The following is a 25,561-nucleotide window of genomic DNA, read 5'->3' as shown; positions in this document are numbered from 1 at the left end:
GTGTTTAGTCAAAAAGTGCATCCACGAAGGTTTCCGCATCGAAGCTGCGCAGATCATCCACCTGCTCACCAACGCCGATGAACCGGATGGGCAACTGCAACTGACGGGCAATGGCGAAAACGATACCGCCTTTGGCGGTGCCGTCCAGCTTCGTCAAAGTGATCCCGCTCACGCCCACAGCCTGCTGGAACACCTGGGCCTGACTCAGGGCGTTCTGCCCGGTCCCGGCATCCAGCACCAACATCACCTCGTGAGGCGCGGTGTCATCCAGCTTTTTCATCACCCGGACCACCTTCTCCAGCTCGTTCATGAGGTTGTCCTTGTTCTGCAACCGGCCGGCGGTATCGGCGATCACCACGTCGACCTCCCGGGACTTGGCGGACTGGATGGCATCGAAAATGACCGAGGCACTGTCCGCGCCCGAGTGCTGAGCCACTACCGGAACGTCGTTGCGCTCACCCCAGACCTGCAACTGCTCGACGGCCGCGGCACGGAAAGTGTCGCCAGCCGCCAGCATGACCGACTTGCCTTCGTTCTGGAACTTTTTGGTGAGCTTCCCGATGGTGGTGGTTTTGCCGACACCATTCACACCTACCATCAGGATCACGTACGGCCGCTTGCCGGTATCGATCTCCAGAGGTTTGGTGACATCTTTCAGCAGACCATGCAACTCGCCCCTCAGGGCCTTGCGCAGGGCTTCACCATCCTTGAGCTGATTGCGCTCAAGTTTGTCGGTAAGAGATTCGATGATCTCCGACGTCGCCGTTACGCCCACGTCCGCCATGAGCAGGGTGGTCTCGATCTCCTCCAGCAGGTCCTCATCGATTTTCTTGGTCAATGAGAACAGGTCGGACATGCCGCCGGTCAGGCTTGCTCGTGTCTTGCCCAGTCCCTGCTTGATGCGCTCGACAACGCTGAGCTGCGGCTCCGGCTCGGGTGCGGGCTCAACTTTTTCCGCAGGCGACGGTTCCGCCGCAACCTCTTGGGCTTCAGGAACTTCCCTCTCAGCCGGCTTGGCCGGTGCTGGACCCTCGGCCACCTCTGGCTTGCGCTGGGGCACCGGTTTCGGACGCGGCGCACGACTGCGGTTGCCGGCAATCTCCAGAACAAATACGAGCACAAGAAGGGCCAGGAGGCCGATTGAAATCCACTCTGCCGTCATAAAGTCATACCATCAGTCTGAATGGGCGGGACAAATAAAGCCGACATTCTAGCAGACTGTCCCGTTGAAGTGAGGGCCATCGGAATTATCCCACCCGGCAGCGTTTCAGCTAAGATGCTGTCCGGAAACACTGAATCCGAACTGCTTCTGGAGTTGAGACCATGGCGCGCAGAAAACCCGTTAGCCGGGGCCCCTTGAACAAGCCTTCCCGCGAAGCAGACCGTACCGGGGCCGGCGTAGGCGAGCTGCGCATCATCGGTGGTGACTGGCGCAGCCGGAAACTGCGGTTTCCCGACGCCGGTGGCGTGCGACCAACGCCCGCCCGTACCCGTGAAACCCTGTTTAACTGGCTGTCGTTCCAGCTTGCCGGGGCCGACTGCCTTGACCTTTTTGCCGGTTCCGGCGCACTGGGACTGGAGGCTCTGTCCCGCGGCGCCGGCAGCGCGACCCTGGTCGACCACACCCCGGCCCTTGCCCGGGCCCTTCGTGACAACCTCCGCCTGCTCAAATCGGATAAAGGGGAGGTGGTCTGTGCCAGCGTGGACACCTACCTCACTCATCGCGACCGCCCGCCATTCGACGTCATTTTCATGGACCCGCCATTCCGGCAGGGTTGGCTGGAGCGAATTCTTCCACTGCTGGATGAGCAGGGTTGGCTAAAACCGCGCGGCTGGATTTACATCGAACACGAAAGTGACATTGCCACACCGGCGGTGCCCGCCCACTGGCACCTTCATCGCGAGAAAACCGCAGGTCAGGTCACCTACTGCCTGTTCCGGGTGCAGCCCGCCGAGCCGGAGACTACTGCCTAAACGCCGCAGCATGAGCGCTCCAGCCACAAAAAACCCCGCCGAAGCGGGGTTTTCAATCAGGCGGCAGGCCTGAGGGAGTAGGCGCGAAGGTGCTCGGCAAACTCCTCCAGGTAACGGATGCCGCTGGCTTCCGCTTCCCTGCACCATTTCATCAGCGCATTCAGTTTTTCCTGGGGCTTGAGCCCTCGCTGACGCCATAGCGCCTGAAGTTCATGACTCTTTTCATACAGCTGGCGAAGCATGGCGTTACGCTCCAGCACAGACTCCAGGGTCTCCTTCTCCTTCGGATGGATCAGGGAGACCTCCCGGGACAGCAGCTGTTTCAGCTTGCGATACCGGGGCCGGATCTCATCGTCCATCAGTGCCTTCTGCTGCCGCAGAGCCGGTTCCATCACCCGCTTGCGATACTGCCGCATGATGTCAAACCGGTTATTGGCGATGGCCTGCACCGTTTCCACATCCACATCCTGCTTGCCCGGCACGTGGTGGGCAATCGGACGATAACCCTTGGGCTTGGCCAGACCGAACAGCTGGAACAGGCGGATATAGCCCCAGCCGATATCGAATTCGTACCAGCGCCTGGAAAGCTTGGAGGAGTTGGGGTAGGTGTGGTGGTTGTTGTGCAGCTCCTCGCCGCCAATCAGGATGCCCAGCGGTGAAATATTACGGGCATTGTCGGCGCATTCGAAATTACGGTAACCGAACCAGTGGCCGATACCATTAACCACACCGGCAGCCCAGACCGGAATCCACATCATCTGAAGCGCCCAGATCCAGATGCCGTTAACACCGAACAGCGCCAGATCAAGCCCGGCCATCAACATGACACCCAACATCTTGTAACGGCTGTAGACGTTGCGCTCGATCCAGTCTTCCGGAGTGCGCTGGCCGTAACGCTCCAGGGTTTCCGGAGTAGCGGCGGTGGCGTAGAGCTCGGCACCTTCGAACAAGACCTTCCTGATCCCAAGAACTACAGGACTGTGGGGATCTTCCTCGGTTTCGCACTTGGCGTGGTGTTTGCGGTGGATGGCCGTCCACTCCTTGGTGTTCTGGGCGGTGGTCATCCAGAGCCAGAACCGGAAGAAGTGCTTGAGCACCGGATGCAGGTCCAGCGAATTGTGGGCCGAATGGCGATGCAAATAAAGCGTAACACTAACGATGGTGATATGGGTCATGCCCAGGGCAACAAGAATCAGCTGCATCACCGACAGGTCAAGAAGACCGTTAAACCACATATAAATTCCTCAATTCAATTCAGCGGCTTGTACCACCTCGAAAGGCACGACGAAAGGGATTATTCGACTTTCGACTGAAATAACAAACCATCCCTGTCACTTTAGCGTACGCCTGTTCGCTGCCACAACAGCATTTGGCTGCAAATTTGTTACTAATTACACTTAGTCTGTTTATTGCCCCACGGCCAGCATGCTGACCAACGATCGTTTTCCGCCCGGAGTACCGCCGAGTGCCTGAATTACCCGAAGTTGAAACCACGCGACGTGGCATTGCCCCCCATTGCGAGGGCCAGACCATTACCCGGGTTACCGTTCGCAATCCCAGCTTGCGCTGGCCGGTACCCGACGATCTGGCCCAACGGCTGGAAGGCCAGATCATCCGCACTGTCGACCGACGGGCGAAGTATCTGTTCCTGAACCTGGACGGCGGCACCGTGATCGTGCACCTGGGCATGTCCGGCAGCCTGCGCGTGATTACGGAGGACACCCCACCCCTGGCCCACGACCACGTTGAACTGGGTTTAGCTTCGGGAGTAACTCTGCGGTTCAATGACCCACGGCGCTTCGGATGCTGGCTTTGGGCCGATGCGGCGGAGCACCATCCGCTGATTGCCAGCCTGGGGCCTGAACCGTTGTCACCCGAGTTCAACGGGCCGCTGCTGTACCGCCTCTCCCGAGGCAAACAGACACCCGTCAAGGCCTTTATCATGGACAGTCATGTGGTCGTGGGGGTGGGCAACATCTACGCCAACGAGGCCCTGTACAAGGCCGGCATCCACCCCAAAAGAAAGGCCGGGCGCATCAGCCTGGACCGTTACCACCGACTTGCCGACGCGATCCGCGAAACCCTCAGTGCCGCCATTCTCATGGGCGGAACCACCTTGCGGGATTTTGTGAATAGCGACGGCAAACCCGGCTATTTTGCCCAGTCCCTGCTGGTGTATGGCCGCCCCGATGAGCCCTGTCGGGAGTGCCTCAGACCGCTAAAAGAAATTCGCATGAACAACCGCTCCACCGTCTACTGCCCTCGCTGTCAGCGGTAAAACTCGGCACAAACGCACAATTTGCAACGAAAAACCGTTTGAAAATACGTAAATATGATTCATAGTTAACAGAGAAATCATGTCCCTCGTTTACACTGGGCAAGTATATTGAGCGCTCAAACCGGCGCGGCCGGAACCCCAAGGGCCGATTAGTTCAGGAGACAGTACAATGACCCGCAAGATTTCCCGCACATTGATGGCCACGCTGGCCGCCTGCCTGATGGCATTCTCTTCCGTTGGGCACGCTCGCGCCGTGGACGAAACCCCCTCGGCCCTGGCGATGACCGGTGATGCCATTTTCGCCCGCCCGGTTCTGTTTGCCACCACCATTATTGGCAGTGCCGTGTACCTGGTATCCCTGCCGTTTTCACTGTTGGGCGGCAACGCCGGTGAAGCGGGCGAAGTGCTGGTCATGGGCCCGGCCAAAGCGACGTTTGTACGTTGCCTGGGCTGCTCCCGAACTGGCCGCAAACCGGAATCGGTCGAACAGACCAGCAACTGATCCGCCCCGGATCCGTACTATCCCGGCTTGCCAAGGCCGGGCTTCTCCGGCAGCCTGAAGTAAATTCTTCAGGCTGTTTTGGTTATGGTGGATTGGTCTTCCCTCGACACTGTGTTCCTCGATATGGACGGGACACTGCTTGATCTGCACTTTGACAACTACTTCTGGCTGGAACATCTGCCCAAGCGTTACGCCGAGCAAAACGACCTTGCACCTCAGGCTGCGAAAGATCATCTGATCCCCATGATCATGGCCGAACGCGGCTCCCTGAACTGGTACTGCACCGACTACTGGAGCGACCGGCTCGCATTGGATATTACCGGTCTCAAGGCCGAGGTCGGCGACCGCATTGGCTATCGCCCGCACGTCGTTGATTTCCTTGACGCCCTGGAGGCGTCCGGTCTGCACTCGGTGATTGTCACCAATTGTCACCCGGATCCACTTCGACTGAAACTCGAACGCACCGGACTGGATGGCCGCGTCGACGCTATCGTATCCAGCCATCATTTGGGCAAGGCAAAGGAACACCCGGAATTCTGGCACGACCTGCAACAGCGGGTGCCCTACCGGGCCAGCTCAACCCTCATGGTGGACGACAGTTTCCCGGTTCTGGAGAGCGCCCGCAGAGCCGGCATTGCCCAGTGCCTTGCCGTTTTGGCGCCAGACAGCCAGCGGGAGGCAAACGCACATCATCCGGAGATTCCAGGCATATATCACTTTGATGAACTGCTTCCGGCGCTGCGTGAGCGCCAATCTGTGCCATCCGGCCAGTGAGCGGGTTATAATCACGGTATACGCTCATCAGGTGAGGAGACATGACGGCATCCACCGCTGACGAACAACGTGTAAGACTCGATAAATGGCTCTGGGCGGCACGCTTTTACAAGACCCGCACCCTGGCCAAAGAAGCCATCGAAGGCGGTAAGGTCCACTACAACAGCCAACGGTGCAAACCCGGCAAGGTAGTGGAAACCGGTGCCCGAGTGACCCTGCGGCTGGGTTGGCAGGAAAAGGTGGTGATCATTGATGACATCAGCGATCGTCGCCGGGCTGCGCCCGAAGCCCAGAAGCTATACCACGAGACCGAAGACAGCGTAAAAAAACGCGAAGATCTGGCCTGGCAACGGAAAACGATGCAGGCCGCGCAGTTACCACCGGCGCGTCGACCGTCCAAGAAGGACCGTCGAGACATCCAGCGCTTCCGTGAGCAAAACAACATCTGAGTCCTTTCAGAATACCCCGCGACCGTCACGGGGTGCGCGATTGAATCGAATTCAGCAGTCAGCATTATTTCAGGAGATACACCATGGCATCCCGTGACCAATTCCAGCGCTTTATCTTCGAGGACAGCCAAGTCCGGGGCGCCTGGGTACAGCTGGATGAAAGCTACCGGGAGATCGGCAGCCAGGCACCCTACCCCGAATCGATCCGGGATTTGCTCGGTGAGGCGCTCGTTGCGAGTGTCCTGATGAGCAGCACCCTGAAGTTTGAAGGCACCCTGTCACTTCAGGCACAGGGGGAAGGACCTCTTCGAACCCTGATGGCAGAGTGCAGTCACGACCGCCACATCCGGGGCCTGGCACGGTTCGATGAACACGCCATGAGCGAGGAAGACTTTCACAACCTGCTGGGCGAGGGACGGATGGCCATCACCATCACTCCCAACAGGGGCAACCGTTATCAGGGCGTGGTTCCCCGGGAGGAGGGCAGCCTGGCCGGCTGCCTTGAGGAATACTTCGAACGCTCTGAACAGATTTCCACCAGTCTGATCCTGTTTGCCGACGAAAACCGTGCAGCCGGGCTCTTGCTCCAGCGCCTTCCCGGCGCCACCGACGGTGATAATGACCTCTGGGATCGCGTGAACCACCTGGCACGCACGGTTGAAGAGTCAGAACTCCTGGAACTGGACAGCGAAACCGTGCTCCACCGCCTGTTCCACGAGGAAACCGTACGCCTGTTTGATCCGGAAACCGTTGCGTTCCGCTGCAGCTGCTCGCGGGAGCGTACCCTGGGTGCCCTGGAGGCGATTGGCAAGGATGAGTGCTACAGTATCCTCGACGAGCAAGGCCAGATCGATATGGACTGCCAGTTCTGCCACGCTCACTATCGCTTCGATAGAAATGATATTGACCATCTTTTCACCGGTCATACGCTACACTAGAAGCTTTCCAGATGGCCCGAAAGCCAGTCATGACGGGTCGTTAAGGTTATCGTTTTTTATAGGCGTCTCTGGCATAATAGCGCGCCTGAATTGACCCGATTGTTCAGATTTCCGCCAAGTTAATGGGGGGCGGCCCGAGCAATCACGAAGACATTCCCAAGGGCGAGGTCGAAGTGAGCAACACTTATAATGATCTGAGTACAGCACGACTGGTCGAGCTGGCACTGGCACGTAACGAAGGCCAATTGGCTTCCAACGGCTCACTGGTTGTGAAAACCGGCGAGCGGACTGGCCGGTCTCCCATGGACCGATATATCGTCGAAGAACCGAGTACCGCCGACGATATTCACTGGGGACCAATCAACCGCCCATTCGACGCCGACAAGTTCGACGCCCTCTGGGATCGTGTTGAAGCCTACATCGCCGAAAAAGACCAGTTCGTTTCCAACGTCCACGTCGGCTCAGATCCAGAGCACTATCTGCCAGTCAAGATGACCACCGAGACCGCCTGGCAGAACCTCTTTGGCCGTAACCTGTTCATCCGCCCGGACAGCTACAATCCGTCTGACAAACAGGAATGGCAGATTCTGAACGCCGCCAACTTTGAGTGCGATCCGGAGCGTGACGGCACCAACAGCAACGGCTGCGTGATGATCAACTTCGCCAAACGCAAGGTCCTGCTGGCCGGCATGCATTACGCGGGCGAAATGAAGAAAGCGATGTTCTCCGTGCAGAACTTCCTGTTGCCCGAGAAAGACGTGCTGCCCATGCACTGCTCGGCCAATGTCGGTGAAGACGGCCAGACCTGCCTGTTTTTCGGTCTCTCCGGCACCGGAAAGACCACCCTCTCCGCGGATCCGCACCGCTTCCTGATCGGTGACGATGAGCATGGCTGGGGCCCGGGCACAGTCTTCAACATTGAAGGCGGCTGCTACGCCAAGTGCATTGATCTTTCCCGGAAGAACGAGCCGATCATCTGGGACGCCATCCGGTTCGGTGCGATCGTTGAGAATGTAGCCATCGACCCGGAGACCCGCGAGCCGGATTACACCGACGTCTCCCTCACGGAGAACTCCCGCTGCGCCTACCCGCTCGAACACGTCGAGAAGCGCGTGCTCGAAAACCGGGCCGGTGAGCCGTCACACATTGTCTTCCTGACCTGCGACATGACCGGCGTACTGCCTCCCGTGTCCATTTTGTCCAAGGAAGCAGCGGCCTACCACTTCCTGAGCGGTTACACCGCTCTGGTGGGCTCCACCGAGATGGGCTCGTCCTCCAAGCTGAAGTCCACGTTCTCCACCTGCTTCGGCGCCCCGTTCTTCCCGCGTCCGGCCGGCGTCTACGCAGAGCTTCTGATGAAGCGGATGGACGAATTCGGCAGCAAGGTGTTCCTGGTCAACACCGGCTGGACCGGCGGACCTTACGGCGAAGGCAGCCGATTCAGCATCCCGACTACGCGGGCGATCATTGCCGCGATCCAGAACGGCGATCTCGATGACGCAGAAACCGAGCATCTGCCGGCGCTGAACCTGGACGTTCCCAAGCACGTACCGGGCGTAGATTCCGCGTTGTTGAACCCGCGCAATACCTGGGTAAGCCCGGACTATTACGACGGCAAGGCGGAAGAGCTGATTGCCCAGTTCGTCGACAACTTCAAGAAGTTCGACGTTTCTGACGCGATTGTTGAGGCTGGCCCGAAGCTCTGAGGCCGAGTCTGATTCCGAAAAGCGCCCGGCGAGAGCCCGGCGCTTTTTTTATGGCCAGCGAACATCCGACGCGGCGAGCACAATCAGTGAACAGCTGGCGATACCCTTGGGCTGCAGGTTTATGGCACAGTGGAACATTGCCGGACAGCTTCTTCATTATTTCAAAACACGGTGATGCTATGAAAGAAACCCTTCGACAGCTTTGCTCGCCAATACTCAAGCCGCTGGAGTCAGGGGATGTTGGTCCCAATTACAAAGCCTCTCACCGAACCATCCTCAACGTGGTGGGCGCGCTGTTCCTGACGCTCTCGACGGTTTCAGCGGCCGCACTGGTCTTTACAGGGCAGCTTGGCGCGCTTGTTCCGGTCCTGGTCTTTCTGGGCATTGGCGGTCTCTCGTTAATCGTTGGAACTCTGGGGACGGATGCCGCGGTTTCCCGAATGTGGGGCAACCGCTAAAGCCCGGCACCTTTGGTGCCTTGTCTGGAACCGGAAACCCTCCGATCTGTCTAATATTTGGATGTGGAATAAAAGGTTATTCTGAATGCACGTTTTGATGTCGTGTCTCGGATAAGGAGACGGGCATGGAACATTCGCGCAGACCGGAACCTGAAGAGACGGCAAAGGCCTATGAGGAGAGGCTCGTGCCTGCTCTGTTCCAGGATGTCGCGAAGCACCTGGCGGAGGCAGCTAAAGTCCACACGGGACAGGATGTTCTCGACGTGGCCTGCGGTACAGGCATCCTCGCCCGAGCAATTACAAGGCAGTACGAAAACCTGGGCTCGGTCACTGGCCTGGATCTCAACCCCGGCATGCTCGCCGTGGCGCAACGCAAAGCGCCGGGCATCGACTGGCAGAAGGGTGATGCAGAGGCGCTTCCCTTCAAAGACCGGTCTTTTGATGTTGTCGTCAGCCAATTCGGGCTGATGCTGTTCCCCTCCCCTACGCTTGCTTTGCAGGAAATGTATCGGGTTCTACGACCCAAGGGCCGATTGGTAGTCGCAGTGTTTGACTCGATCAACCGCGTACCGGCGTACGAGGCAATGTCGACGGTATTTGGTCGTATGGTCGACCCTGCGGTCGGTGAAGCACTCCGTGGTCCCTTTGCGCTGGGCGACACCCGACGACTCTCGGCATTGTTCGCCAGTGCGGGTATCAGTGCACCCGACATCAGAACGCTGGAAACCACCGCTCGCTTTCCCGGGGTCCGGGAAATGGCGCTCGCCGACATCAAGGGCTGGTTTCCGTTTGCCGATATCCATCTGGATGAACCCACCATCAATGCCGTCGTTGAGGCGGCTGAAGCCGCCCTTGAACCCTTTTGCACCGATAGCGGCATGGTTGAGTTCCAGGTACCTGTCCACGTTCTCAGCGCCCAGAAATTCTGATCGGCGGCAACGCTGGCGCCAGTCAAGCCCCCTCAGGCGTAGAACATCAATGGCACAAAGGCCACCACCAGCAGCGAGATCCCCATTGCGATGAGCGGCATGATAATGCGCTCGTGACGCTGGTAGAAGGTTCCTGATTCCTGCTGCGCTGCCATGACCTCCGCCTCACCCACAACCTGCCGGGTGAGCAGGTGGTTCAGGGCCACTGGCGGACTCAGATACCCGAGTTCAAAGGCAACGAGGGTAACCATCCAGAAATGGACGGGGTGGATCCCACTGCTATAGGCAATGGTGGCCACGGTGGCTGTCACCAGAATCACAGCACCAAAAGCATCCATGATCATACCGAGAATGACCAGTATCACCACCATCAGGAGCATGGCCGACCAGGCACTGTCGAATGCCTGGGGGAAGCTCTGCATGATGTGGGATCGCTCGATGACGCCGCCAATGCTGACTGAAAGGCCCAGTAGCAGGAGCAACGCCCCGATTTCGGCAGTGGTATCGTTAGTGGCCCCACGGAGGCTTCGTTCAAGGCCCTGATGGTTGAGTTCGCCGGAAGCCTTGCCGCGGGAGCTCTTGAGGCTGACGTGCTCATAAACCAGAATGGCCAGCATGATGACCGGTAGCAGACGTGGCGCGGAGAATTCATCCATGCTCACGTCCAGCGCGAAACGGTACATCAGGACGACCGCGGCAATCACCAATACGTAGGGAACCAGTGGCCTGAGCTCCCGGATCATGGCCGGGAACGCCACCGACGACGGCGCCAGATCAAAACGGCTCTGCCGGTTCACCGCCAGCGCCACCAGCGTGAACATGGTGGCGGTCAGGACAAACACCCAGATACCCCAGCCAAACAGTTCGTCGGTGGTTACTTCCCGGTTCAGGTAGGCAATCACTACCACCAGCAGGCACGGGCGCAGAACCACGCCCAGGGATCCCGACATGGCTGTGGCCGCCAGAGCCAACTGACGGCGCGCACCGGCTGCCCGCAGCTCACTGTAGATCACGGCACCGGCTGCAATCACGAAAATGCCGGAAGCGCCGGTGTACGCGGTTGGAATGGCGGCCACCAACACCGCCACGACCGCCAGCATTTCCGGCGGCATGCGCCAGGGCCGGAACACATTGAACACCAGGGTCGCCAGGCGTGTCTGCTTGAGCATCATGCCCACCCAAACATACAGCCCGACGTTCAGGAACATGTCCGCCAGTTCCATCATTTTTCCCAGGTATATGCCAATACCCGAGGCATGACCAATCAGCGCAAAGTAGGTACCGGAAATCAGGCACATTACGGTGTACAGCGGCACCGCCAGGAACGCCTTGTTCAAACTGCCGCCGTCAGGGAGGTCCTCCGGCACCCGGATCAGCCGGTACAGGCTCGCCAGGGTCAGACAGGCGAACCCCGTTATCCAGAAGTTGTGCAGCAATAATTCCTCGGACGACACCGAGGTCTCTGCCCCCAGCGTCGACTGGCGGAAAATGACGCTGGAACCGAGCAACATCGCATTGGCTATGGTTTGCAGGGTGTGGGAAACGGTGTAGTCGAGGCGGGTTTCCATGGCGCGCATGGCAATGTGATGACGGGTCAGTGTGGCGGTGACCGCACACAGCATCACGAGAATCACCAGTATGTAGCGCTGGGAAGACAGCCCAAAGGCAATCAAATCGGCAATAAACAGTTCTGCCGCCCGGTAAGCTTTTACCCCGGGCGTCAGCTGCCCTTGCAGGCTCTCATAACTGGCGTGGGCAGCCCGGCAGTCGGCCAGGGCGCGCTCGATGGCCAGCCGGACATCCGTGGGATCCTTCTCCTCAGCAGCGCCCAGCAGAGCGGCCATGGGATCATCGTCGGCCGGTGTCTCCGCCAGTTCGGCTGCAACCGCGGCATCGACGTCGCGATTGGGATTGCAGGTGGGCGACACCGGGTCCATGCGCAACTTGTAGTAACCACTCCAGAGCTGTTCACCACCCCGCAGCATCTGGTTATGGATGTCACTGCTCGTGGAGAAGATAACAACCGCCAACAGCAACAGGCAGGCGGGAAGGGAGGAGAACCACTCCAGCCTGCTACGATGAAAACCTACCTTGGATACAGCGACATTCTGGGACATGGGATTCTTACAGCAGATCGTCCAGGTTCATGGTTTCCACCTCTTCCCGCTGGTCATCCCAGAAGGTACCAAGCTGACCCAGTGGCGTTCGGTGACCGGTATTCTCGACCCACATCCGGTCGGAAATGGCGACGATCATGTTGGTGGCCATGGCATCGACAAAGCGCCAGTCAGCATCGGCGGGCGTTTCTTCCAGCGACCGGGCATGCTCCCGGATTACGCTCTTGACCATGTCCTGATCGCCCTTGTTAATGGCAGCGATGGCATGGAACACGTGCGGCAGACGAACGCCGGCGGCCTCGCCCTGCTCGTCAGCAATGGCAAGACGCTCAAAAGCATCTTCGCCCTGGGGCTGTGCGCCGGGAATCATGGCCCAGACAGTTGCCCTCAGTGCCATGGGCGCCCCCCACCATTTATCGTTCTCAAGACAACTGGTGGCCCGGGCCACGATCGAACCGACATTTGCAGGCACGCCGATTGATGAAGTGGACTGGATCTGTGCGTTCAACGCCTGCAGGCCCGAAAGCAGGCCCGCCATGTAGATAAATTCGTCCTTGTCATCCTCAAAGTCCGGACACTCACCGGTTCCGGGCTCGCCGTAGTAGGCGTTATGGTGCTTCCAGCTTTTGAAATAGCGCTCGGAAGCCAGGACATAGGCTCGCTTCTGACGGATCAGGGCGTCTTCGGCTTCGTTGGCGTTCATTGCATGCATCGCCGCCAGTCCATCCAACTCAAATTCCCGGGCCTTTTCCTCGGCACAGCCACCGGCGGAGAGGTAGAGCATCACGGCCAGTTGATCCGGTTCCGAGGTGACCCGGCCAAAGGACATCAAAAGGGGCGCGGTGGCCTCGCTCATGGCGCACCCCATGGCCAGATCGCTGCTCTCCATCAGGTAAGGCACCGTGTGATCCCGGGAGAAGCCCTGCATCACGTCGCCGGTGGTCTTGTAAATCATATTGTTGACCACACCACAGCCACTTAACAGGGCACTCGCCATCAGCGCAGTCGCCAGTGCCTTCAGCCGGGGCCATGCGGTGGGTTGGTTCAGGGAGGGATTCGGGGACTGTGTCATAGCTACTTCACCTTCAGCTTTTTATTCTCGGGCTATCCGGGCTCGTCGCGCCACCATTCAGCCTTGCTTTATCACCGACCGACATTTGTTACAGTCTGTAACCAGATCCGCATTATGGCCTACAAGATCCCGTTTTTATGAGACCGACGCCGCAAATGACGCCAATGACCACACTTATCTGCTCCCCGGTGGTTTGCACAATGAGCGCCAAGCCACTATAGATGGAAGCAACCGCAAGGCGATGGGCCTGCGGCCAGCACTCATACAAAAAAACAGAAATAAAAAAAGGAGTACCCGATGCGCAAACCCGAACTCGCTGCTGCAATCGCTGATCGAACCGGCCTCACTCGCGAGAAGGCCGCCGAGGTCATTACCGCCTTTACCGACCAGGTATCAGCGGCTGCTTCCCGAGGCGAAGATGTCACCCTGATCGGATTTGGCACCTTCAACATCCGCGCCCGGGAAGCGAGGGATGGCAGAAACCCGCAAACAGGCGCCACCATCCGGATCCCCGCAAGCAAAACGGTTGGCTTTAAAGCCGGCAAGGCTCTCAAGGAACAGATTGGCTGAGCCAAACGGGCCCGCATTCAGCGGGCCCGTCATTAACTGCGCAGCGATATCAGGAAGCACACTCCGAACGCGTAGCATCCACCCGGCAGCGGATCGCCTTCATCAGCTTGATTGCCCGTTCGTCAAACACCCCATCATCCAGCAGCGACAGACGCACCTTGCGTAGCATCTTGTCGTACTCAGCGGTGTCTTCCTGAGGCAGATTCATCCACACATCCCTGGGAATTTCCGCTTCGGCCTGGGCGATGATTTCGTACGCCTCGTCAATACGCTTGATCGATTCGTTCCGCACCATCTGGGCCGCCTCGTCGGGAAAACGATCGCGGTGAATAATGACCTGGAAGTTCATGTAACCAATGGCGTATTTCACCACGGCGCCGTCAGGTTCAACGCCTTTGTAGAGTTCCAGCGGTGTGTAGGCAACAGCCGGCGCGTACGCCAGATCGACACTGCCATTGTTGAACTTGCCCGCAAAATTGGCGGAATTGGAGCCCACCACTGACGCTCCCACGTGCCGAACCATGCGCACGGAGGCCTGGTCATAATCCAGGGTCGCAATGCGCTTGCCCTGCAGTTTTTCCACCGAATCAATACTGCGGTCACGGGTATGCAGGTAAATGGCGCCACCCGGGAAAACCCCGGCCACTTCGTAGGGACCGTCGATCAGGAACGGCCGGGCCTTGGCCTGACTGAGGGTGTTGTACAGAAGACGCATCTCCTGTTCTCCGGGGACCGCGCCCATTGCTTCCAGGCTGCCGGTGAATTTGTTGAACTCGCGGGCGCGGGTACCGGTCAGCAGGACCGCATCGCATTGCCCCGCTTTGAAATCTTCAGCCGCAACCTTTTCATCGGTGTAGGCACGCAGATTCAGCTTGATCCCCTGTTTCAGGGCTACGGGCTGGAAGGTTTTGGTGATGGCGAACAGGGGGCCATTGGCGCCCACCGGATCGAAAACGCAGAAACTGCGTTCCAGCGGCTCATTCTGCGCCTGGCTCAGGGAGGGGAACAGAAGACTGGCACAGAGGGTGGCAGCCATGGCCACCCGTTTCGGGAAAGTTGCTGATTTCACGGGATGACTCCTGATTTATTATTGTCGGGTCCTGATACGTTCATGTGTATCGATTGACCCGCTTTCCTTGGCCGACGTTGGGCCGTCACCTATTAGAATACGTTGGCACAGGTGCCTGTCATCAAGGGCTTTTCAGCAATACGGGGGGATTCTGTGATGGTGTCGACAGAGGTTCCGCCACCTCTGCCGCATTTTGACCACAACCGGTAATCAGTTGGCCGGCTGCTGCCAGGCCACTTTGCCTGCGGCCAGGGTGAGACGAACAACGCCCGGCAATTCACGCCCGGCGATCGGAGCATGGCGCCCGACCGAGACCAGCGTGGTGTGATCCGGCGTCCAGCGTTGCTTCGGATCAAACAGGCACAGGTCGGCCATTTCGCCCTCCGCCACCCGCGCCTGTCGGCCCAGTACCGAGGCCGGCCCTGCTGTCAGCGCACGCACCAGCTCGGACAGACTCAGTTCGTTGCGCTCCACCAGTTCAAGCCCCAGTGACAGCACGCTTTCCACTGTGGAAAGGCCCGGTTCAGTGGCCGCCAGGGGAGCTTGCTTGGCGGCGGAGTCATGAGGCTGGTGCTGACTGACAATGGCATCGATGACCCCTTCGCGAATGCCGGCAATCAGGGCCTTGCGGTCCCGTTCGCTACGCAGCGGCGGACGTACATGGAAGCGGCTGTCAAAGCCGGCCAGGGCCTCTTCCGTGAATAACAGCTGGTGCATGGCGACATCAGCAGTGACCGCAATGCCCCGGCGGCGGGCCTCGGCCAGCATTTCGACACTGCGGGCGCACGAGAGCTGGCTCAGGTGCAGGCGTGCACCGGTTTCCTCTGCCAGCAGGATCATCTCCATGACCGCCGTGGTTTCCGCCACTTCCGGTATCCCCAGCAGGCCCAGGCGGGAGGTCACCAGGCCGTCGTGGGCATAGCCGTCCGCGGCCAGGGCCTGGTTCTCTGGACTGAACATGACCGTCAGTCCAAAGGTCTGGGCATAGGCCATGCACCGGCGCAGGATGCGGGAATTGCGCACCCCTCTGGCGCCGTTGCCAACGGCAACGCAACCGGCGGCAGCCAGTCCGGCCATATCACTGAGCAGTTCGCCTTCCAGGCCCCGGGTGACGGCGCCAACCGGCAGGACATGAATGGGGGAACGACTGGCCGCCACATCCCGGATCAGATGGGTGACGGCGCCGGAATCATTGACCGGCGAGGTTTCCGGTGAGGCACAGACGGTGGTGAATCCGCCGTGAGCGGCGGCACGGGTTTCCGAGGCGATGTTGCCCTTTTGCCCATTACCCGGCTCGCGAAGGTTGCAGTGCAGATCGATAAAGCCGGGCGCGACGACCCAGCCGTCGGCATTCAGGGTTTCATCGGCGCTGACCTGGCTCGCGGCCTCACCAAGGCCGGCAATTCTGCCGTCCCGGATCAGCAGCGCGGTGTTGGCCATCTCACCGCCCTGGCCATCCAGGAGACGGCCACCCACGATCTTCAGACTGGCGCCGCTGGTTGCTTCCGTTATGCTCATGCCTGCGCCCCCTTGCTCTGTTTCTGTTGACGCTCGGCAACCTGCCCGCCCATGGCCATGGACATCACCGCCATCCGGACGGCAATGCCGTTGGTTACCTGATTGAGAATCACCGACTGGGGGCCGTCCGCCACCGCCGACTCAATTTCAACGCCACGGTTGATCGGACCCGGGTGCATCACGATGCAATCGGGCTGGGCCAGTGCCAGCTTGTCCTGGTTCAGCCCGTACAGGCGGTAGAACTCGCGTTCACTGGGCAGCAACGCGCCCTCCATGCGCTCTTTCTGCAGCCGCAACATGATGACCACATCCAGATCCTTCATGCCCCTTGCCATGTCATACTCCACGGTACAGCCGAGACTCTCCACATCCTTCGGCAGCAGGGTACCCGGCGCAATCACCCGGACCTCGTCGACCCCAAGCACATTCAGCGCCCGAATCTGCGAGCGAGCCACCCGCGAGTGCAGGACATCCCCCACGATAGCCACTTTCAGCCCCTCAAAGCGGCCCTTGTGCTGACGAATGGTGAGCATATCCAGCATCGCCTGGGTCGGGTGCGCGTGACGGCCGTCCCCGGCGTTGATGATGGCCACGCCCGGGGTCACGCTCTCGGCGATGAAATGGGGAGCGCCGCTCTGGGAATGGCGTACCACGAACATGTCACTGGCCATGGCTTCCAGGTTCAGCAAGGTATCGGAGAGCGATTCGCCCTTGGAGGTGGCGGACGTGCTGATGTCCAGGTTGAGCACGTCAGCCGACAGCCGCTTGGCCGCCAGCTCAAAGGTGCTCCGGGTTCGGGTGCTGGATTCGAAGAACAGGTTGACCACCGTCCGCCCCCGCAACAAGGGCACCTTCTTGATGGTGCGCTCCCCCACTTCGATGAACGAATCGGCTGTATCCAGAATGTCCGTGAGCAACGCTCGGTCGAGTCCGTCCAAAGTCAGAAAATGCCGCAACTGACCGTCCCGGGTCAGCTGCAAGTGGTTCGGGGAAGGGTCGTTTGCGGTCATGGGTCGCCTGTTTGCCGTTCTGCGGTGTTTTTATTGCCGAATCAGTGCCCGGTTTCCTGAAACTCGATGTGCAGGGGCTCAGGGCCGCGCAGCTTGACCCGCTGGTGCGATTCCAGGGCCAGGCTCCGGCCAGTCACATCGGGCTGGATAGGCAGTTCCCGGGCACCGAGATCAATAAGAGTGGCCAATATGATACTGGCTGGACGGCCATAATCGAAAATTTCATTCATCGCGGCCCGAATGGTCCGCCCGCTCATGATGACATCGTCAATCAGGATGATGTCCCGACCCTCGGTATCGAAGGGCAGACTGGACGGCTTCACCTTCGGGTTCAATCCGATGCGGCTGAAATCGTCTCGGTAGAAGGAGATGTCCAGCTCGCCGAACGGTTCCTCCAGCCCCAGACGCTTGCTGAGGACATCCGCGAGCCAGACCCCGCCGGTACGAATACCGATCAAAGCCGGCTTCTCCACGCCACGGTCTTCCAGCACCCGGCGCAGGCCAGCTTCCAGTTCGTTCAGCAACTGATCCATATCAAGCAGTGCGGTCATTACTTCCTCGCTGTCTTAAGAGCCGGTATCGGTCACTCGCCGGCGCGCTCGTCCTGTAGACCAAACCAGGTTTCCAGAATCAGGACCGCGGCCCGGTCATCGACGCCATGGCGACCAAAATCCCGGCTGCCTCCGGCGGCCATCACATCGCCCTTGGCTTCGAAGCTGGTGAGACGCTCGTCCACCATTTCCACCGGTACATGGTAGCGCCCGTGCAGGCGGTTGCCGAACTTCCGGGCCCGGGCACACATTTCGTTCTCGGAATCGTCCATATTCAACGGCAGTCCCACCACAACCAGATCCGGGCGCCACTCCTGCAACAGTGCCTCCAACTGGCTCCAGTCGGGAATGCCGTCCCGGGCAGGTATCATGGCCACCGGTTGTCCGGTGCCCAGAATCTCCTGACCGGATGCCACACCGATTCGTCGAGTTCCGTAATCAAAGGCCAGGACCCGTCGGTTGCCCTTCTCAGGCATGACCAATGGACTCGCTTAGCTGGTTCAGATCAACGCCAATTTTCTTGAGCACCGCCTTGTAGCGATCCTCCCAGGGCGTTCGGAACAGAATGTCGGAGGACGCAGGACAGGTCAGCCAGGAGTTGCTTCCCAGCTCCTGCTCGAGCTGACCCTCGCTCCAGCCGGAGTAACCCAGCGCCACGAGGAACTCCTCAGGTCCTTCACTTTTACCAATACCGGCCAGAATGTCCCGGGACGTGGTGAGCAGCACGTCGTCGGTCACCTGAGCGGTATTCTGCCAACTGGTTCCCGGCGGGTGCAGGACAAACCCTCGTTCGGGCTCGACAGGACCTCCGCTGAAGACCGGAAGATCCAGTTCACCGCCATGCATATCGAGCTGCTCCAGGATTTCCCCGAGGTGGATATCCAGGGGTTGGTTGATCATCAATCCGAGTGCGCCCTCGTCGGAGTGTTCGCACAGATAGATGACCCCACCATGAAACCGTGGGTCCGCCAGATAGGGGGACGCCACCAGGAAATGATGTCGCAAGCTGTGGGGAGAGTGCTTTGATGCTGTCATCCGGATGTCAGCCCCCGCCGCTGGAAAGACCAGGTTCGTATGATTTCCAATTCGTCCACATTTTCCCGCATCTCGTCCGGGAACGGTGCAAACGGTGCCGCCATTCGGACGATACGGATGGCGGCGTCATCGAGTACCGTACTGCCGGAAGACTGCAGAACGGCCACTTCCTTGATTGTGCCATCTTTCTTGAGGGAAACCAGCATTCGCAGCGTGCCATAAATACCGGAACGCCGTGCTTCGGTCGGATAATTGATGTTGCCGACCCGCGTGACCTTGCTGACCCAGTTCTGCACGTACCAGGCATTTGTGGATTTCAGCGTGGACGCGGCGGTCACCCGCATCACCCGGGGCTTCCGGGCGTAGGCCTGCTGTTGGGCATCAAAGCGCGCCTCCAGACTGGCGATTTCCAGGCTGCGCTCCATCAGGCTTTTCTTGTTGCGGACCGGGGCCGGCTTTTCCACCGGTTCCGTGCGCTCCTTGGGTTTCTGGACTTTCTCGCGGGCGCTGCTTTGGGTCTGCACCACCTGCTTTTCCTGGCGGGGCTGGGGCGCGGTCTGGGACGGAGGCTCGGGCTGTACCTGGGCAACCTTGGGCTGACTGACCTCTGCCGGCTGCGGGGTCGTCATTTCCCGGGCCTGCTCTTCACTGCCACTGCCCTTCTGATTGGTTTGAGCCAGGAAATCGGCCTCTTCAGGCGCTTCTTCGTCTTCAAACTGCGACAGGGTGATTTCCATGGTCTGAGCCGAGGAACGCGGCGACTCCGGTGCGAAGGTTATACCCAGCACGACCATGGCGTGGAACGCCAGTGCCATAAAGAGGGTAAAGGAAAACCGGTCGAAGTCGCTTACCTGAACTGCCATTCCTGATCCTGGTTAAATCGTTGGCCCCGAGGCGGGCATTAGGCCCGCTTGCGCCCATCCAGACGGCGGGCGACTGCCTCCATCAGCTTACCGGCAATATCGATCCCGAACGCGGTATCGAGTTCCCGGATGCACGTGGGGCTGGTTACGTTAATTTCCGTGAGATAGTCACCAATGACGTCCAGACCGACAAACATTAGCCCTTTTTCCTTGATCACCGGTGCAACCCGTTTACAGATCTCCCGATCACGGGACGTCAGTTCACGGCCTTCGCCCCGGCCACCTGCTGCCAGGTTGCCGCGATTTTCGCCCTGGGAAGGAATACGCGCAAGGGAATAGGGCACGGGCTCACCTTCAATCAGAAGGATGCGCTTATCGCCGTCCGCGATTTCCGGGATGTATTTCTGGGCCATGGCCTGATGCTGGCCATAGTTGGTGAGCGTCTCGATAATTACGCCCAGGTTGAAGTCATTTTCCTTGATGCGAAAAATGGAATGCCCGCCCATGCCATCGACGGGCTTCATGATGACATCGCCATGCCGGGCGTAGAATTCCCGAAACCGGGTGGCCGACCGACTGACCAGCAACGGGGGCGTGAGATCCTCGAACTGGGCGGCAAACAGCTTCTCGTTGCAGTCCCTCAGGGTGGCCGCTGGATTGACCACCAGTGCGCCCTGCTGCTCGGCCGCCTCGAGAATGTAGGTCGCCATCAGAAATTCCCGGTCCACCGGCGGATCCTTGCGCATCAGAATCACGTCCAGCTCACCCAGGGCCCGGTCCTGGCTTGGGCCGAAGCTGTACCAGTTCTCCGGGTCCATGTGCACCGTCAGGTCCCGGGTGTGAGCCATGGCCTTGCCGCCATCCAGATACATGTCCGGCAGCTCCATGTACTCGATCTCCCAGCCGCGTTTCTGCGCCGCCAGCAACATCGCCAGGGAACTGTCTTTCTTGAAATGGATATCCTCAATCGGATCCATCACGATCCCGAGTCGGACTGTCATAGTGTCTCTTGAGCTCCAAGGGTTAAAAACACGAACCGGTCAGCAGAGTGAGCCGGATGATAAGTGCTATGCTGAGACATTGAATGGTATTGTACCCGAGCCCCGAATGCATCCGCAGAAATCCTCAGCCGATTACGTGAAGTTGCAGGCACAAGTACATTTGGTCACAAAGTAATACTTTTTATCCAGCCATTGATACTCTATAAATAAGCGGGGTTTATAGAACAACCTTAACGTTTGTGTTAAAAATCCCCGTTTGAAAATAATGACAGTCGCTGAGCGCAAGGCAGTTGGACAATGGATGACAACTTCGAGAATCTGAAGATCATGGTGATCGACGATAGTAAAACCATTCGTCGCACCGCAGAAACCCTTCTGAAAAAGGTCGGCTGTGAGGTCATCACCGCAACTGACGGCTTTGACGCTCTGGCCAAGATTGCCGATTCCCAGCCGGACATCATTTTTGTCGATATCATGATGCCCCGATTGGATGGCTACCAGACCTGCGCACTCATCAAGAACAATTCCTCTTTTAAGAAGACGCCGGTTATTATGCTCTCCAGCAAGGACGGCCTGTTCGACAAGGCGAAGGGCCGTATTGTCGGCTCCGACCAGTACCTGACCAAACCGTTCAGCAAGGATGAGCTGCTTAACACTATCCGCCAGTATGTCCCCCAGGCGGAACAGTAAACCTGCTGAAACCCAGAACCATCGAGGAACCCATGGCTCGCATTCTCATTGTTGACGACTCCCCCACCGAGGTGAAGAAGATCTCCACCATTCTGGAAAAGCACCAGCACGAAGTTCTGACCGCCGACAACGGCGCAGACGGTGTTGCCAAAGCCCGAGCCGAAACGCCGGACCTGGTGCTGATGGATGTAGTCATGCCTGGCCTGAACGGGTTCCAGGCAACCCGCCAGCTGACCCGCGCTCCGGAGACCGCTTCCATTCCCGTGGTGATTGTCACCACCAAGGATCAGGAAACTGACCGTGTCTGGGGTACCCGTCAGGGCGCCAAAGGTTATCTGGTCAAGCCGGTTAACGAAGACGATCTGATCAAAACAATCAACAGTCTGATTGCCTGATCCCCAACCGTGGAGTAAGCATGTCCGCCCAGACCGCCCCCTATGCCGTTCTGACGGATATCGCCCAGCGCAGCCGGTCCATGGCGGCTGGCTTGCCGGAGCAGCAGCAAGCCGTTGAGCTGTGGAACGGCATTGGATTTGTTCTGGCCGGTGAGCGTTATGTGGCGCCCATGGGCGAAGTCACAGAAATTCTCCATGTCCCCCGGTTTACCCACATTCCGGGGGTTCGTCCCTTTCTTCTCGGTGCCGCCAACGTCCGTGGTCGCCTCCTCCCCCTGGTTGATCTCGCCAGCTTCTTCGACATCCCCCGCTCGTCGCGCAGTCTGCGTGAACGACGCGTGCTCGTGGTCGAAGAGGGAGACATTTTCAGCGGATTGGTGGTCGATAACGTGCTGGGCATGCAGTACTTCGCATCAGACAGTTTCAAGGACTCACCGGAAGGTGTACCTGAAAACGTTCGACCGTTTGTCACAGGCGGCTACGAACGCAACGAGGAAGTCTGGAAAGTCTTTTCTGCCGTCGACCTGCTCGATGACGAACGCTTTCTTGACGTCGCACAGTGGTAAGGGTGTGGAACTGGCAGGAACATCACCCTGACCGCCTGATACCCGCAAAAACAAACTTGCCAATCTTTATGAAGAGGCCGGGAGCCAGAAAATGAAAAACAGAGCCGGAAGACTCAGTATGGGACAGGGAGGCAACAAGCTCGTTGCCGGTCTGATCGCCGCACTGATTGCACTCACCGTCCTGCTCGTTGTGGTCCTGTTTATTATTAACAAAGACAGCCAGAACGATCAGGAGTACATCGCCAACACCGCCGAGCTGAGGGTTCTCTCGCAGGCCATTGCGAAGAACGCCACCGAGGCTGCCGGCGGTACTGCCGAGGCTTTCAACCAGCTACGGCGGTCACGGGATGAGTTCCAGCAGCTCTGGAGCAACGTCACTGAGGGCAACCCCGAAACCGGCCTCCCGCCCAGCGAACTGGCTCAGCAGAGCGGCGTTCAGGAAAACTGGAATACCGTGCGTGAAAACGCCGACAGCATCCTCTCCACCCAGGACGCCGTACTGGGCCTGCACGAAGTGGCACGGACCCTGAACGAAACCATTCCGCAGTTGCAGGTGGAATACGATGACATCGTACAAATCCTGCTGGATAACGGCGCTCCGGCCGAGCAGATCGCCCTGGCTCAGCGCCAGTCGCTGCTCGCGGAACGGATTGTCCGCTCGGTCAACAACGTACTGTCCGGTGACGAAGATGCGGTGATCGCCGCCGACCGGTTCGGTCGCGACGCCAGCCTGTTCGGCCGGGTACTCGAAGGCCAGCTCAATGGCAACCAGGCCATGGGCATTTCAAAGGTCAACGATGAAGACGCCATTTACGGTCTCGAAGCCGTTGCCGAACTGTTCGAGTTCGTTTCCCAGAACGTAGACGCCATCCTTGAAGCCTCTCCCGACCTCTTCAAAGTGCGTACTGCGGCCAGCGATATCTTCCAGAACTCCGAGCTTCTGCTGTCAGAACTGTCCATACTGGCAGATGGCTTCCGGAACCAGTCCGGCTCCCGCCTGATTAGCCCGACCCTGGCCTTTATCTTCCTGGCGGCCATGGTTGCCATCGTGGTCTTCATCGGTCTGGCCCTGTACCGGGAAGCGCAGCAGCGCCTGTCCACGACCCAGGAGCAGAACGAGCAGAACCAGAATGCGATCCTGCGACTGCTGGACGAACTCGCCGACCTGGCGGATGGTGACTTGACCACCGAGGCCACGGTTACCGAGGACTTCACCGGCGCCATCGCCGACTCTATCAACTACGCGATCGACCAGATGCGCGGACTGGTTCAGTCGATTCGTGGCACCGCGGTTCGAGTATCTTCGGCGGCCCAGGAAACGCAGGCCACGGCCATGCACCTGGCCGACGCCTCCGAGCACCAGGCCCAGGAAATTGCCGGCGCCTCTGCCGCTGTTAACGAGATGGCGGTGTCCATCGACCAGGTATCCTCTAACGCCGCAGAATCCTCGGCGGTTGCGGAGCGGTCGGTTGCGATCGCGAAGAAAGGCGCGGAAGTGGTACAGAACACCATCCGCGGCATGGACAACATCCGGGAGCAGATTCAGGAAACCTCCAAACGGATCAAGCGTCTGGGTGAATCTTCCCAGGAAATCGGTGACATCGTATCCCTGATCAACGACATCGCCGACCAGACCAACATCCTGTCCCTGAACGCCGCAATCCAGGCCTCCATGGCCGGTGACGCGGGTCGAGGCTTCGCGGTGGTCGCGGACGAGGTTCAGCGCCTCGCGGAACGTTCCTCTGCGGCAACCAAGCAGATTGAAGCGCTGGTTAAGACGATCCAGTCCGATACCAACGAAGCGGTTATCTCCATGGAACACACCACCGCTGAGGTGGTACGGGGTGCCCGTCTGGCCCAGGACGCGGGTATCGCGCTCGAGGAAATCGAGAACGTATCCATGAGTCTGGCGGAACTGATCCAGAACATCTCCAACGCGGCACGACAGCAGTCGTCGTCTGCGGCACACATCTCGAACACCATGAACGTCATCCAGGAAATCACCTCCCAGACCTCGTCCGGTACCAACGCCACGGCGAAGTCTATCGGTAACCTGGCAGAAATGGCGTCTGAGCTGCGCTCCTCCGTTGCCGGCTTTACCCTGCCGGAAGAAGACGCAGCAGAGCAGGAAGAAGAGGAAGACACCGACGTTCCGGTGGTGGGCTGATTTTCCGGCCCGGGCAGTTGACGGTTTATGGCACAGATGCATAACAACCTGTCACCCGCCGAAGGTATCTGGTCGCTGCGCCGACTCCCCGATATGGACGAGGTGCAGTTCAACCAGTGGCAGACTCTGCTGGAACATCGTACCGGCATAACCCTGTCGGCTGAGCGTCGCTCGTTCCTGGAAACCAATCTCGGGATCCGGATGCGGGAAATCGGCTGCAGCAGCTATCAGGCCTACTACGAGAAAATCGTATCTGGGCCTGACGCCATCAGGGAGTGGTCAACACTGGTGGATCGACTCACGGTCCAGGAAACCCGGTTTTTCCGGGACCCGGATGCGTTTCGCCTGGTGGCCGATTATGTGCTGACACGACCGAGGGAGCTGTTGAAAAAACGCCCCCTGGAAGCCTGGAGCGTCGGGTGTTCAAGTGGTGAAGAGCCCTACACCCTCGCCATGGTGCTGAATGAATGCATGACCCAGCTGGAATTGCAGCCGCTGTTCGGCATCACCGGCTCCGACATCAGCAAGCCCGCGATCGAAAAGGCCCATGTCGGCCAGTTCAATCCCCGCAAACTGATGGGAATGGACGAAGAGATGAAGTCCCGGTATTTCCGCCCGGCCGAGCGGAATACCGTAGAAATAGTGAAAAACATCCGGGACAGGGTGTGCTTTACCAGACTGAACGTACTGGATCTCGATAAGGCACCCATGCACGGGATGAACATTATCTTCTGCCAGAATCTGCTGATCTATTTCCGCCGCTGGCGCCGGCGGGAAATTGTCAAGCGACTTGCAGAGCGGCTGGCGCCCGGGGGGTTGCTGGTGCTGGGCCAGGGAGAGCTGACCGATTGGCAGCCTCCAGGCCTGCAGAGGGTACCCTCGGAACATGTGCTGGCGTGGATCAAACGCCAGACCGACGAAGAATAACC

The 25,561-nt window shown here is 59.1% G+C and carries 27 protein-coding genes; 15 read left to right on the top strand and 12 right to left on the bottom strand.

Features of this window, described 5'->3' with window-relative positions:
- Positions 1-4: 4 nt before the first annotated feature.
- Complete coding sequence (gene ftsY, locus QQF73_RS01040; RefSeq protein WP_219867267.1) at positions 5-1,162, bottom strand: signal recognition particle-docking protein FtsY; 1,158 nt, start codon at positions 1,160-1,162, stop codon at positions 5-7.
- Between the two features lie 161 nt (positions 1,163-1,323).
- Between ftsY and rsmD the strand changes: the two genes are divergently transcribed.
- Entirely contained in the window at positions 1,324-1,974 is a 651-nt protein-coding gene (rsmD, locus tag QQF73_RS01035) for a 16S rRNA (guanine(966)-N(2))-methyltransferase RsmD (protein ID WP_219867268.1), read from the top strand.
- Between the two features lie 56 nt (positions 1,975-2,030).
- Here the strand turns inward: rsmD and QQF73_RS01030 are convergent, their stop codons facing one another.
- Positions 2,031-3,209 (bottom strand): DesA family fatty acid desaturase, encoded by a 1,179-nt coding sequence (locus tag QQF73_RS01030; protein WP_219867269.1) that lies wholly within the window; start codon positions 3,207-3,209, stop codon positions 2,031-2,033.
- A gap of 230 nt (positions 3,210-3,439) precedes the next feature.
- Between QQF73_RS01030 and mutM the strand changes: the two genes are divergently transcribed.
- The 8 genes from mutM (at position 3,440) to QQF73_RS00990 (ending at position 10,008) form a co-directional block, all read left to right on the top strand.
- A complete protein-coding gene (mutM, locus tag QQF73_RS01025; protein WP_285366928.1) occupies positions 3,440-4,252 on the top strand; it encodes a bifunctional DNA-formamidopyrimidine glycosylase/DNA-(apurinic or apyrimidinic site) lyase in 813 nt (270 codons plus the stop codon).
- A 169-nt stretch (positions 4,253-4,421) separates the two neighbouring features.
- On the top strand, positions 4,422-4,754 hold the full coding sequence (locus QQF73_RS01020; protein WP_218635932.1) for a hypothetical protein: 333 nt from the start codon (positions 4,422-4,424) through the stop codon (positions 4,752-4,754).
- A gap of 84 nt (positions 4,755-4,838) precedes the next feature.
- A complete protein-coding gene (gene yrfG, locus QQF73_RS01015) occupies positions 4,839-5,528 on the top strand; it encodes a GMP/IMP nucleotidase (RefSeq protein WP_285366924.1) in 690 nt (229 codons plus the stop codon).
- A gap of 41 nt (positions 5,529-5,569) precedes the next feature.
- Positions 5,570-5,977 (top strand): ribosome-associated heat shock protein Hsp15, encoded by a 408-nt coding sequence (gene hslR / locus QQF73_RS01010; protein WP_219867272.1) that lies wholly within the window; start codon positions 5,570-5,572, stop codon positions 5,975-5,977.
- An 83-nt stretch (positions 5,978-6,060) separates the two neighbouring features.
- Positions 6,061-6,915, top strand: coding sequence for an Hsp33 family molecular chaperone HslO (gene hslO, locus QQF73_RS01005; RefSeq protein ID WP_219867273.1), 855 nt, complete (start codon positions 6,061-6,063; stop codon positions 6,913-6,915).
- 173 nt (positions 6,916-7,088) lie between these two features.
- Complete coding sequence (locus QQF73_RS01000) at positions 7,089-8,621, top strand: phosphoenolpyruvate carboxykinase (protein WP_219867274.1); 1,533 nt, start codon at positions 7,089-7,091, stop codon at positions 8,619-8,621.
- 179 nt (positions 8,622-8,800) lie between these two features.
- Positions 8,801-9,079: a hypothetical protein gene (locus tag QQF73_RS00995; RefSeq protein WP_219867275.1), complete on the top strand. Its 279-nt coding sequence runs from the start codon at positions 8,801-8,803 to the stop codon at positions 9,077-9,079.
- Between the two features lie 125 nt (positions 9,080-9,204).
- Entirely contained in the window at positions 9,205-10,008 is an 804-nt protein-coding gene (locus QQF73_RS00990; protein WP_285366920.1) for a class I SAM-dependent methyltransferase, read from the top strand.
- Between the two features lie 32 nt (positions 10,009-10,040).
- Here the strand turns inward: QQF73_RS00990 and QQF73_RS00985 are convergent, their stop codons facing one another.
- On the bottom strand, positions 10,041-12,125 hold the full coding sequence (locus tag QQF73_RS00985) for a TRAP transporter large permease subunit (RefSeq protein ID WP_285366918.1): 2,085 nt from the start codon (positions 12,123-12,125) through the stop codon (positions 10,041-10,043).
- 7 nt (positions 12,126-12,132) lie between these two features.
- Positions 12,133-13,197, bottom strand: coding sequence for a hypothetical protein (locus tag QQF73_RS00980; RefSeq protein WP_228743356.1), 1,065 nt, complete (start codon positions 13,195-13,197; stop codon positions 12,133-12,135).
- Positions 13,198-13,494: 297 nt separating this feature from the next.
- On the opposite strand from QQF73_RS00980, the gene QQF73_RS00975 reads away from it, so the two are divergent.
- A complete protein-coding gene (locus tag QQF73_RS00975) occupies positions 13,495-13,767 on the top strand; it encodes an HU family DNA-binding protein (RefSeq protein WP_219867278.1) in 273 nt (90 codons plus the stop codon).
- 49 nt (positions 13,768-13,816) lie between these two features.
- Here QQF73_RS00975 and QQF73_RS00970 read toward each other — a convergent pair whose 3' ends face one another.
- The 8 genes from QQF73_RS00970 to gshB form a co-directional block, all read right to left on the bottom strand.
- Entirely contained in the window at positions 13,817-14,803 is a 987-nt protein-coding gene (locus QQF73_RS00970; RefSeq protein ID WP_228743497.1) for a putative solute-binding protein, read from the bottom strand.
- Between the two features lie 243 nt (positions 14,804-15,046).
- Positions 15,047-16,354, bottom strand: a complete 1,308-nt coding sequence (locus QQF73_RS00965) for a dihydroorotase (protein ID WP_285366912.1) — start codon at positions 16,352-16,354, stop codon at positions 15,047-15,049.
- A complete protein-coding gene (locus tag QQF73_RS00960; protein WP_285366910.1) occupies positions 16,351-17,364 on the bottom strand; it encodes an aspartate carbamoyltransferase catalytic subunit in 1,014 nt (337 codons plus the stop codon). Before QQF73_RS00960 ends, QQF73_RS00965 begins: the two co-directional genes overlap by 4 nt.
- Before the next feature lie 41 nt (positions 17,365-17,405).
- A complete protein-coding gene (gene pyrR, locus QQF73_RS00955) occupies positions 17,406-17,915 on the bottom strand; it encodes a bifunctional pyr operon transcriptional regulator/uracil phosphoribosyltransferase PyrR (protein ID WP_219867282.1) in 510 nt (169 codons plus the stop codon).
- 32 nt (positions 17,916-17,947) lie between these two features.
- Positions 17,948-18,391, bottom strand: a complete 444-nt coding sequence (ruvX, locus tag QQF73_RS00950; protein ID WP_219867283.1) for a Holliday junction resolvase RuvX — start codon at positions 18,389-18,391, stop codon at positions 17,948-17,950.
- The gene (locus QQF73_RS00945; RefSeq protein WP_219867284.1) at positions 18,384-18,950 is read right to left on the bottom strand and encodes a YqgE/AlgH family protein; all 567 of its coding nucleotides are present in this window, start codon (positions 18,948-18,950) and stop codon (positions 18,384-18,386) included. The genes ruvX and QQF73_RS00945 overlap by 8 nt, the downstream gene beginning before the upstream one ends.
- The gene (locus QQF73_RS00940; protein WP_219867285.1) at positions 18,947-19,813 is read right to left on the bottom strand and encodes an energy transducer TonB; all 867 of its coding nucleotides are present in this window, start codon (positions 19,811-19,813) and stop codon (positions 18,947-18,949) included. The genes QQF73_RS00945 and QQF73_RS00940 overlap by 4 nt, the downstream gene beginning before the upstream one ends.
- Positions 19,814-19,851: 38 nt before the next feature.
- Positions 19,852-20,814, bottom strand: coding sequence for a glutathione synthase (gene gshB, locus QQF73_RS00935; RefSeq protein ID WP_285366904.1), 963 nt, complete (start codon positions 20,812-20,814; stop codon positions 19,852-19,854).
- Between the two features lie 297 nt (positions 20,815-21,111).
- Between gshB and pilG the strand changes: the two genes are divergently transcribed.
- From pilG to QQF73_RS00910, 5 genes are all read left to right on the top strand, one after another.
- Positions 21,112-21,504 carry a twitching motility response regulator PilG gene (pilG, locus tag QQF73_RS00930; RefSeq protein ID WP_008175635.1) on the top strand — a complete coding sequence of 131 codons (393 nt, stop codon included), beginning with the start codon at positions 21,112-21,114 and terminating at the stop codon, positions 21,502-21,504.
- A gap of 32 nt (positions 21,505-21,536) precedes the next feature.
- A complete protein-coding gene (gene pilH / locus QQF73_RS00925) occupies positions 21,537-21,899 on the top strand; it encodes a twitching motility response regulator PilH (RefSeq protein ID WP_008939836.1) in 363 nt (120 codons plus the stop codon).
- A gap of 20 nt (positions 21,900-21,919) precedes the next feature.
- Positions 21,920-22,465, top strand: coding sequence for a chemotaxis protein CheW (locus tag QQF73_RS00920; RefSeq protein WP_219867287.1), 546 nt, complete (start codon positions 21,920-21,922; stop codon positions 22,463-22,465).
- Positions 22,466-22,556: 91 nt separating this feature from the next.
- Positions 22,557-24,632 (top strand): methyl-accepting chemotaxis protein, encoded by a 2,076-nt coding sequence (locus tag QQF73_RS00915; protein WP_219867288.1) that lies wholly within the window; start codon positions 22,557-22,559, stop codon positions 24,630-24,632.
- 27 nt (positions 24,633-24,659) lie between these two features.
- Positions 24,660-25,559, top strand: coding sequence for a CheR family methyltransferase (locus QQF73_RS00910; protein ID WP_219867289.1), 900 nt, complete (start codon positions 24,660-24,662; stop codon positions 25,557-25,559).
- Positions 25,560-25,561: the final 2 nt, after the last annotated feature.

It is taken from the genome of Marinobacter albus (genome assembly GCF_030238305.1).
In the GTDB taxonomy this organism is placed as follows: Bacteria; Pseudomonadota; Gammaproteobacteria; order Pseudomonadales; family Oleiphilaceae; genus Marinobacter; species Marinobacter albus.
The sequence above is the reverse complement of the archived record's forward strand: the minus strand, read 5'-3'. Positions and strand labels throughout refer to the sequence as shown.

Bases quoted from the DNA above. Each gene is read 5' to 3' on its own strand.
- ftsY (WP_219867267.1), bottom strand. From the start codon at position 1,162: ATGACGGCAGAGTGGATTTCAATCGGCCTCCTGGCCCTTCTTGTGCTC.
- rsmD (WP_219867268.1), top strand. From the start codon at position 1,324: ATGGCGCGCAGAAAACCCGTTAGCCGGGGCCCCTTGAACAAGCCTTCC.
- QQF73_RS01030 (WP_219867269.1), bottom strand. From the start codon at position 3,209: ATGTGGTTTAACGGTCTTCTTGACCTGTCGGTGATGCAGCTGATTCTT.
- QQF73_RS01020 (WP_218635932.1), top strand. From the start codon at position 4,422: ATGACCCGCAAGATTTCCCGCACATTGATGGCCACGCTGGCCGCCTGC.
- yrfG (WP_285366924.1), top strand. From the start codon at position 4,839: ATGGTGGATTGGTCTTCCCTCGACACTGTGTTCCTCGATATGGACGGG.
- hslR (WP_219867272.1), top strand. From the start codon at position 5,570: ATGACGGCATCCACCGCTGACGAACAACGTGTAAGACTCGATAAATGG.
- hslO (WP_219867273.1), top strand. From the start codon at position 6,061: ATGGCATCCCGTGACCAATTCCAGCGCTTTATCTTCGAGGACAGCCAA.
- QQF73_RS00995 (WP_219867275.1), top strand. From the start codon at position 8,801: ATGAAAGAAACCCTTCGACAGCTTTGCTCGCCAATACTCAAGCCGCTG.
- QQF73_RS00990 (WP_285366920.1), top strand. From the start codon at position 9,205: ATGGAACATTCGCGCAGACCGGAACCTGAAGAGACGGCAAAGGCCTAT.
- QQF73_RS00985 (WP_285366918.1), bottom strand. From the start codon at position 12,125: ATGTCCCAGAATGTCGCTGTATCCAAGGTAGGTTTTCATCGTAGCAGG.
- QQF73_RS00980 (WP_228743356.1), bottom strand. From the start codon at position 13,197: ATGACACAGTCCCCGAATCCCTCCCTGAACCAACCCACCGCATGGCCC.
- QQF73_RS00975 (WP_219867278.1), top strand. From the start codon at position 13,495: ATGCGCAAACCCGAACTCGCTGCTGCAATCGCTGATCGAACCGGCCTC.
- QQF73_RS00970 (WP_228743497.1), bottom strand. From the start codon at position 14,803: ATGGCTGCCACCCTCTGTGCCAGTCTTCTGTTCCCCTCCCTGAGCCAG.
- QQF73_RS00965 (WP_285366912.1), bottom strand. From the start codon at position 16,354: ATGAGCATAACGGAAGCAACCAGCGGCGCCAGTCTGAAGATCGTGGGT.
- QQF73_RS00960 (WP_285366910.1), bottom strand. From the start codon at position 17,364: ATGACCGCAAACGACCCTTCCCCGAACCACTTGCAGCTGACCCGGGAC.
- pyrR (WP_219867282.1), bottom strand. From the start codon at position 17,915: ATGACCGCACTGCTTGATATGGATCAGTTGCTGAACGAACTGGAAGCT.
- ruvX (WP_219867283.1), bottom strand. From the start codon at position 18,391: ATGCCTGAGAAGGGCAACCGACGGGTCCTGGCCTTTGATTACGGAACT.
- QQF73_RS00945 (WP_219867284.1), bottom strand. From the start codon at position 18,950: ATGACAGCATCAAAGCACTCTCCCCACAGCTTGCGACATCATTTCCTG.
- QQF73_RS00940 (WP_219867285.1), bottom strand. From the start codon at position 19,813: ATGGCAGTTCAGGTAAGCGACTTCGACCGGTTTTCCTTTACCCTCTTT.
- gshB (WP_285366904.1), bottom strand. From the start codon at position 20,814: ATGACAGTCCGACTCGGGATCGTGATGGATCCGATTGAGGATATCCAT.
- pilG (WP_008175635.1), top strand. From the start codon at position 21,112: ATGGATGACAACTTCGAGAATCTGAAGATCATGGTGATCGACGATAGT.
- pilH (WP_008939836.1), top strand. From the start codon at position 21,537: ATGGCTCGCATTCTCATTGTTGACGACTCCCCCACCGAGGTGAAGAAG.
- QQF73_RS00920 (WP_219867287.1), top strand. From the start codon at position 21,920: ATGTCCGCCCAGACCGCCCCCTATGCCGTTCTGACGGATATCGCCCAG.
- QQF73_RS00915 (WP_219867288.1), top strand. From the start codon at position 22,557: ATGAAAAACAGAGCCGGAAGACTCAGTATGGGACAGGGAGGCAACAAG.
- QQF73_RS00910 (WP_219867289.1), top strand. From the start codon at position 24,660: ATGGCACAGATGCATAACAACCTGTCACCCGCCGAAGGTATCTGGTCG.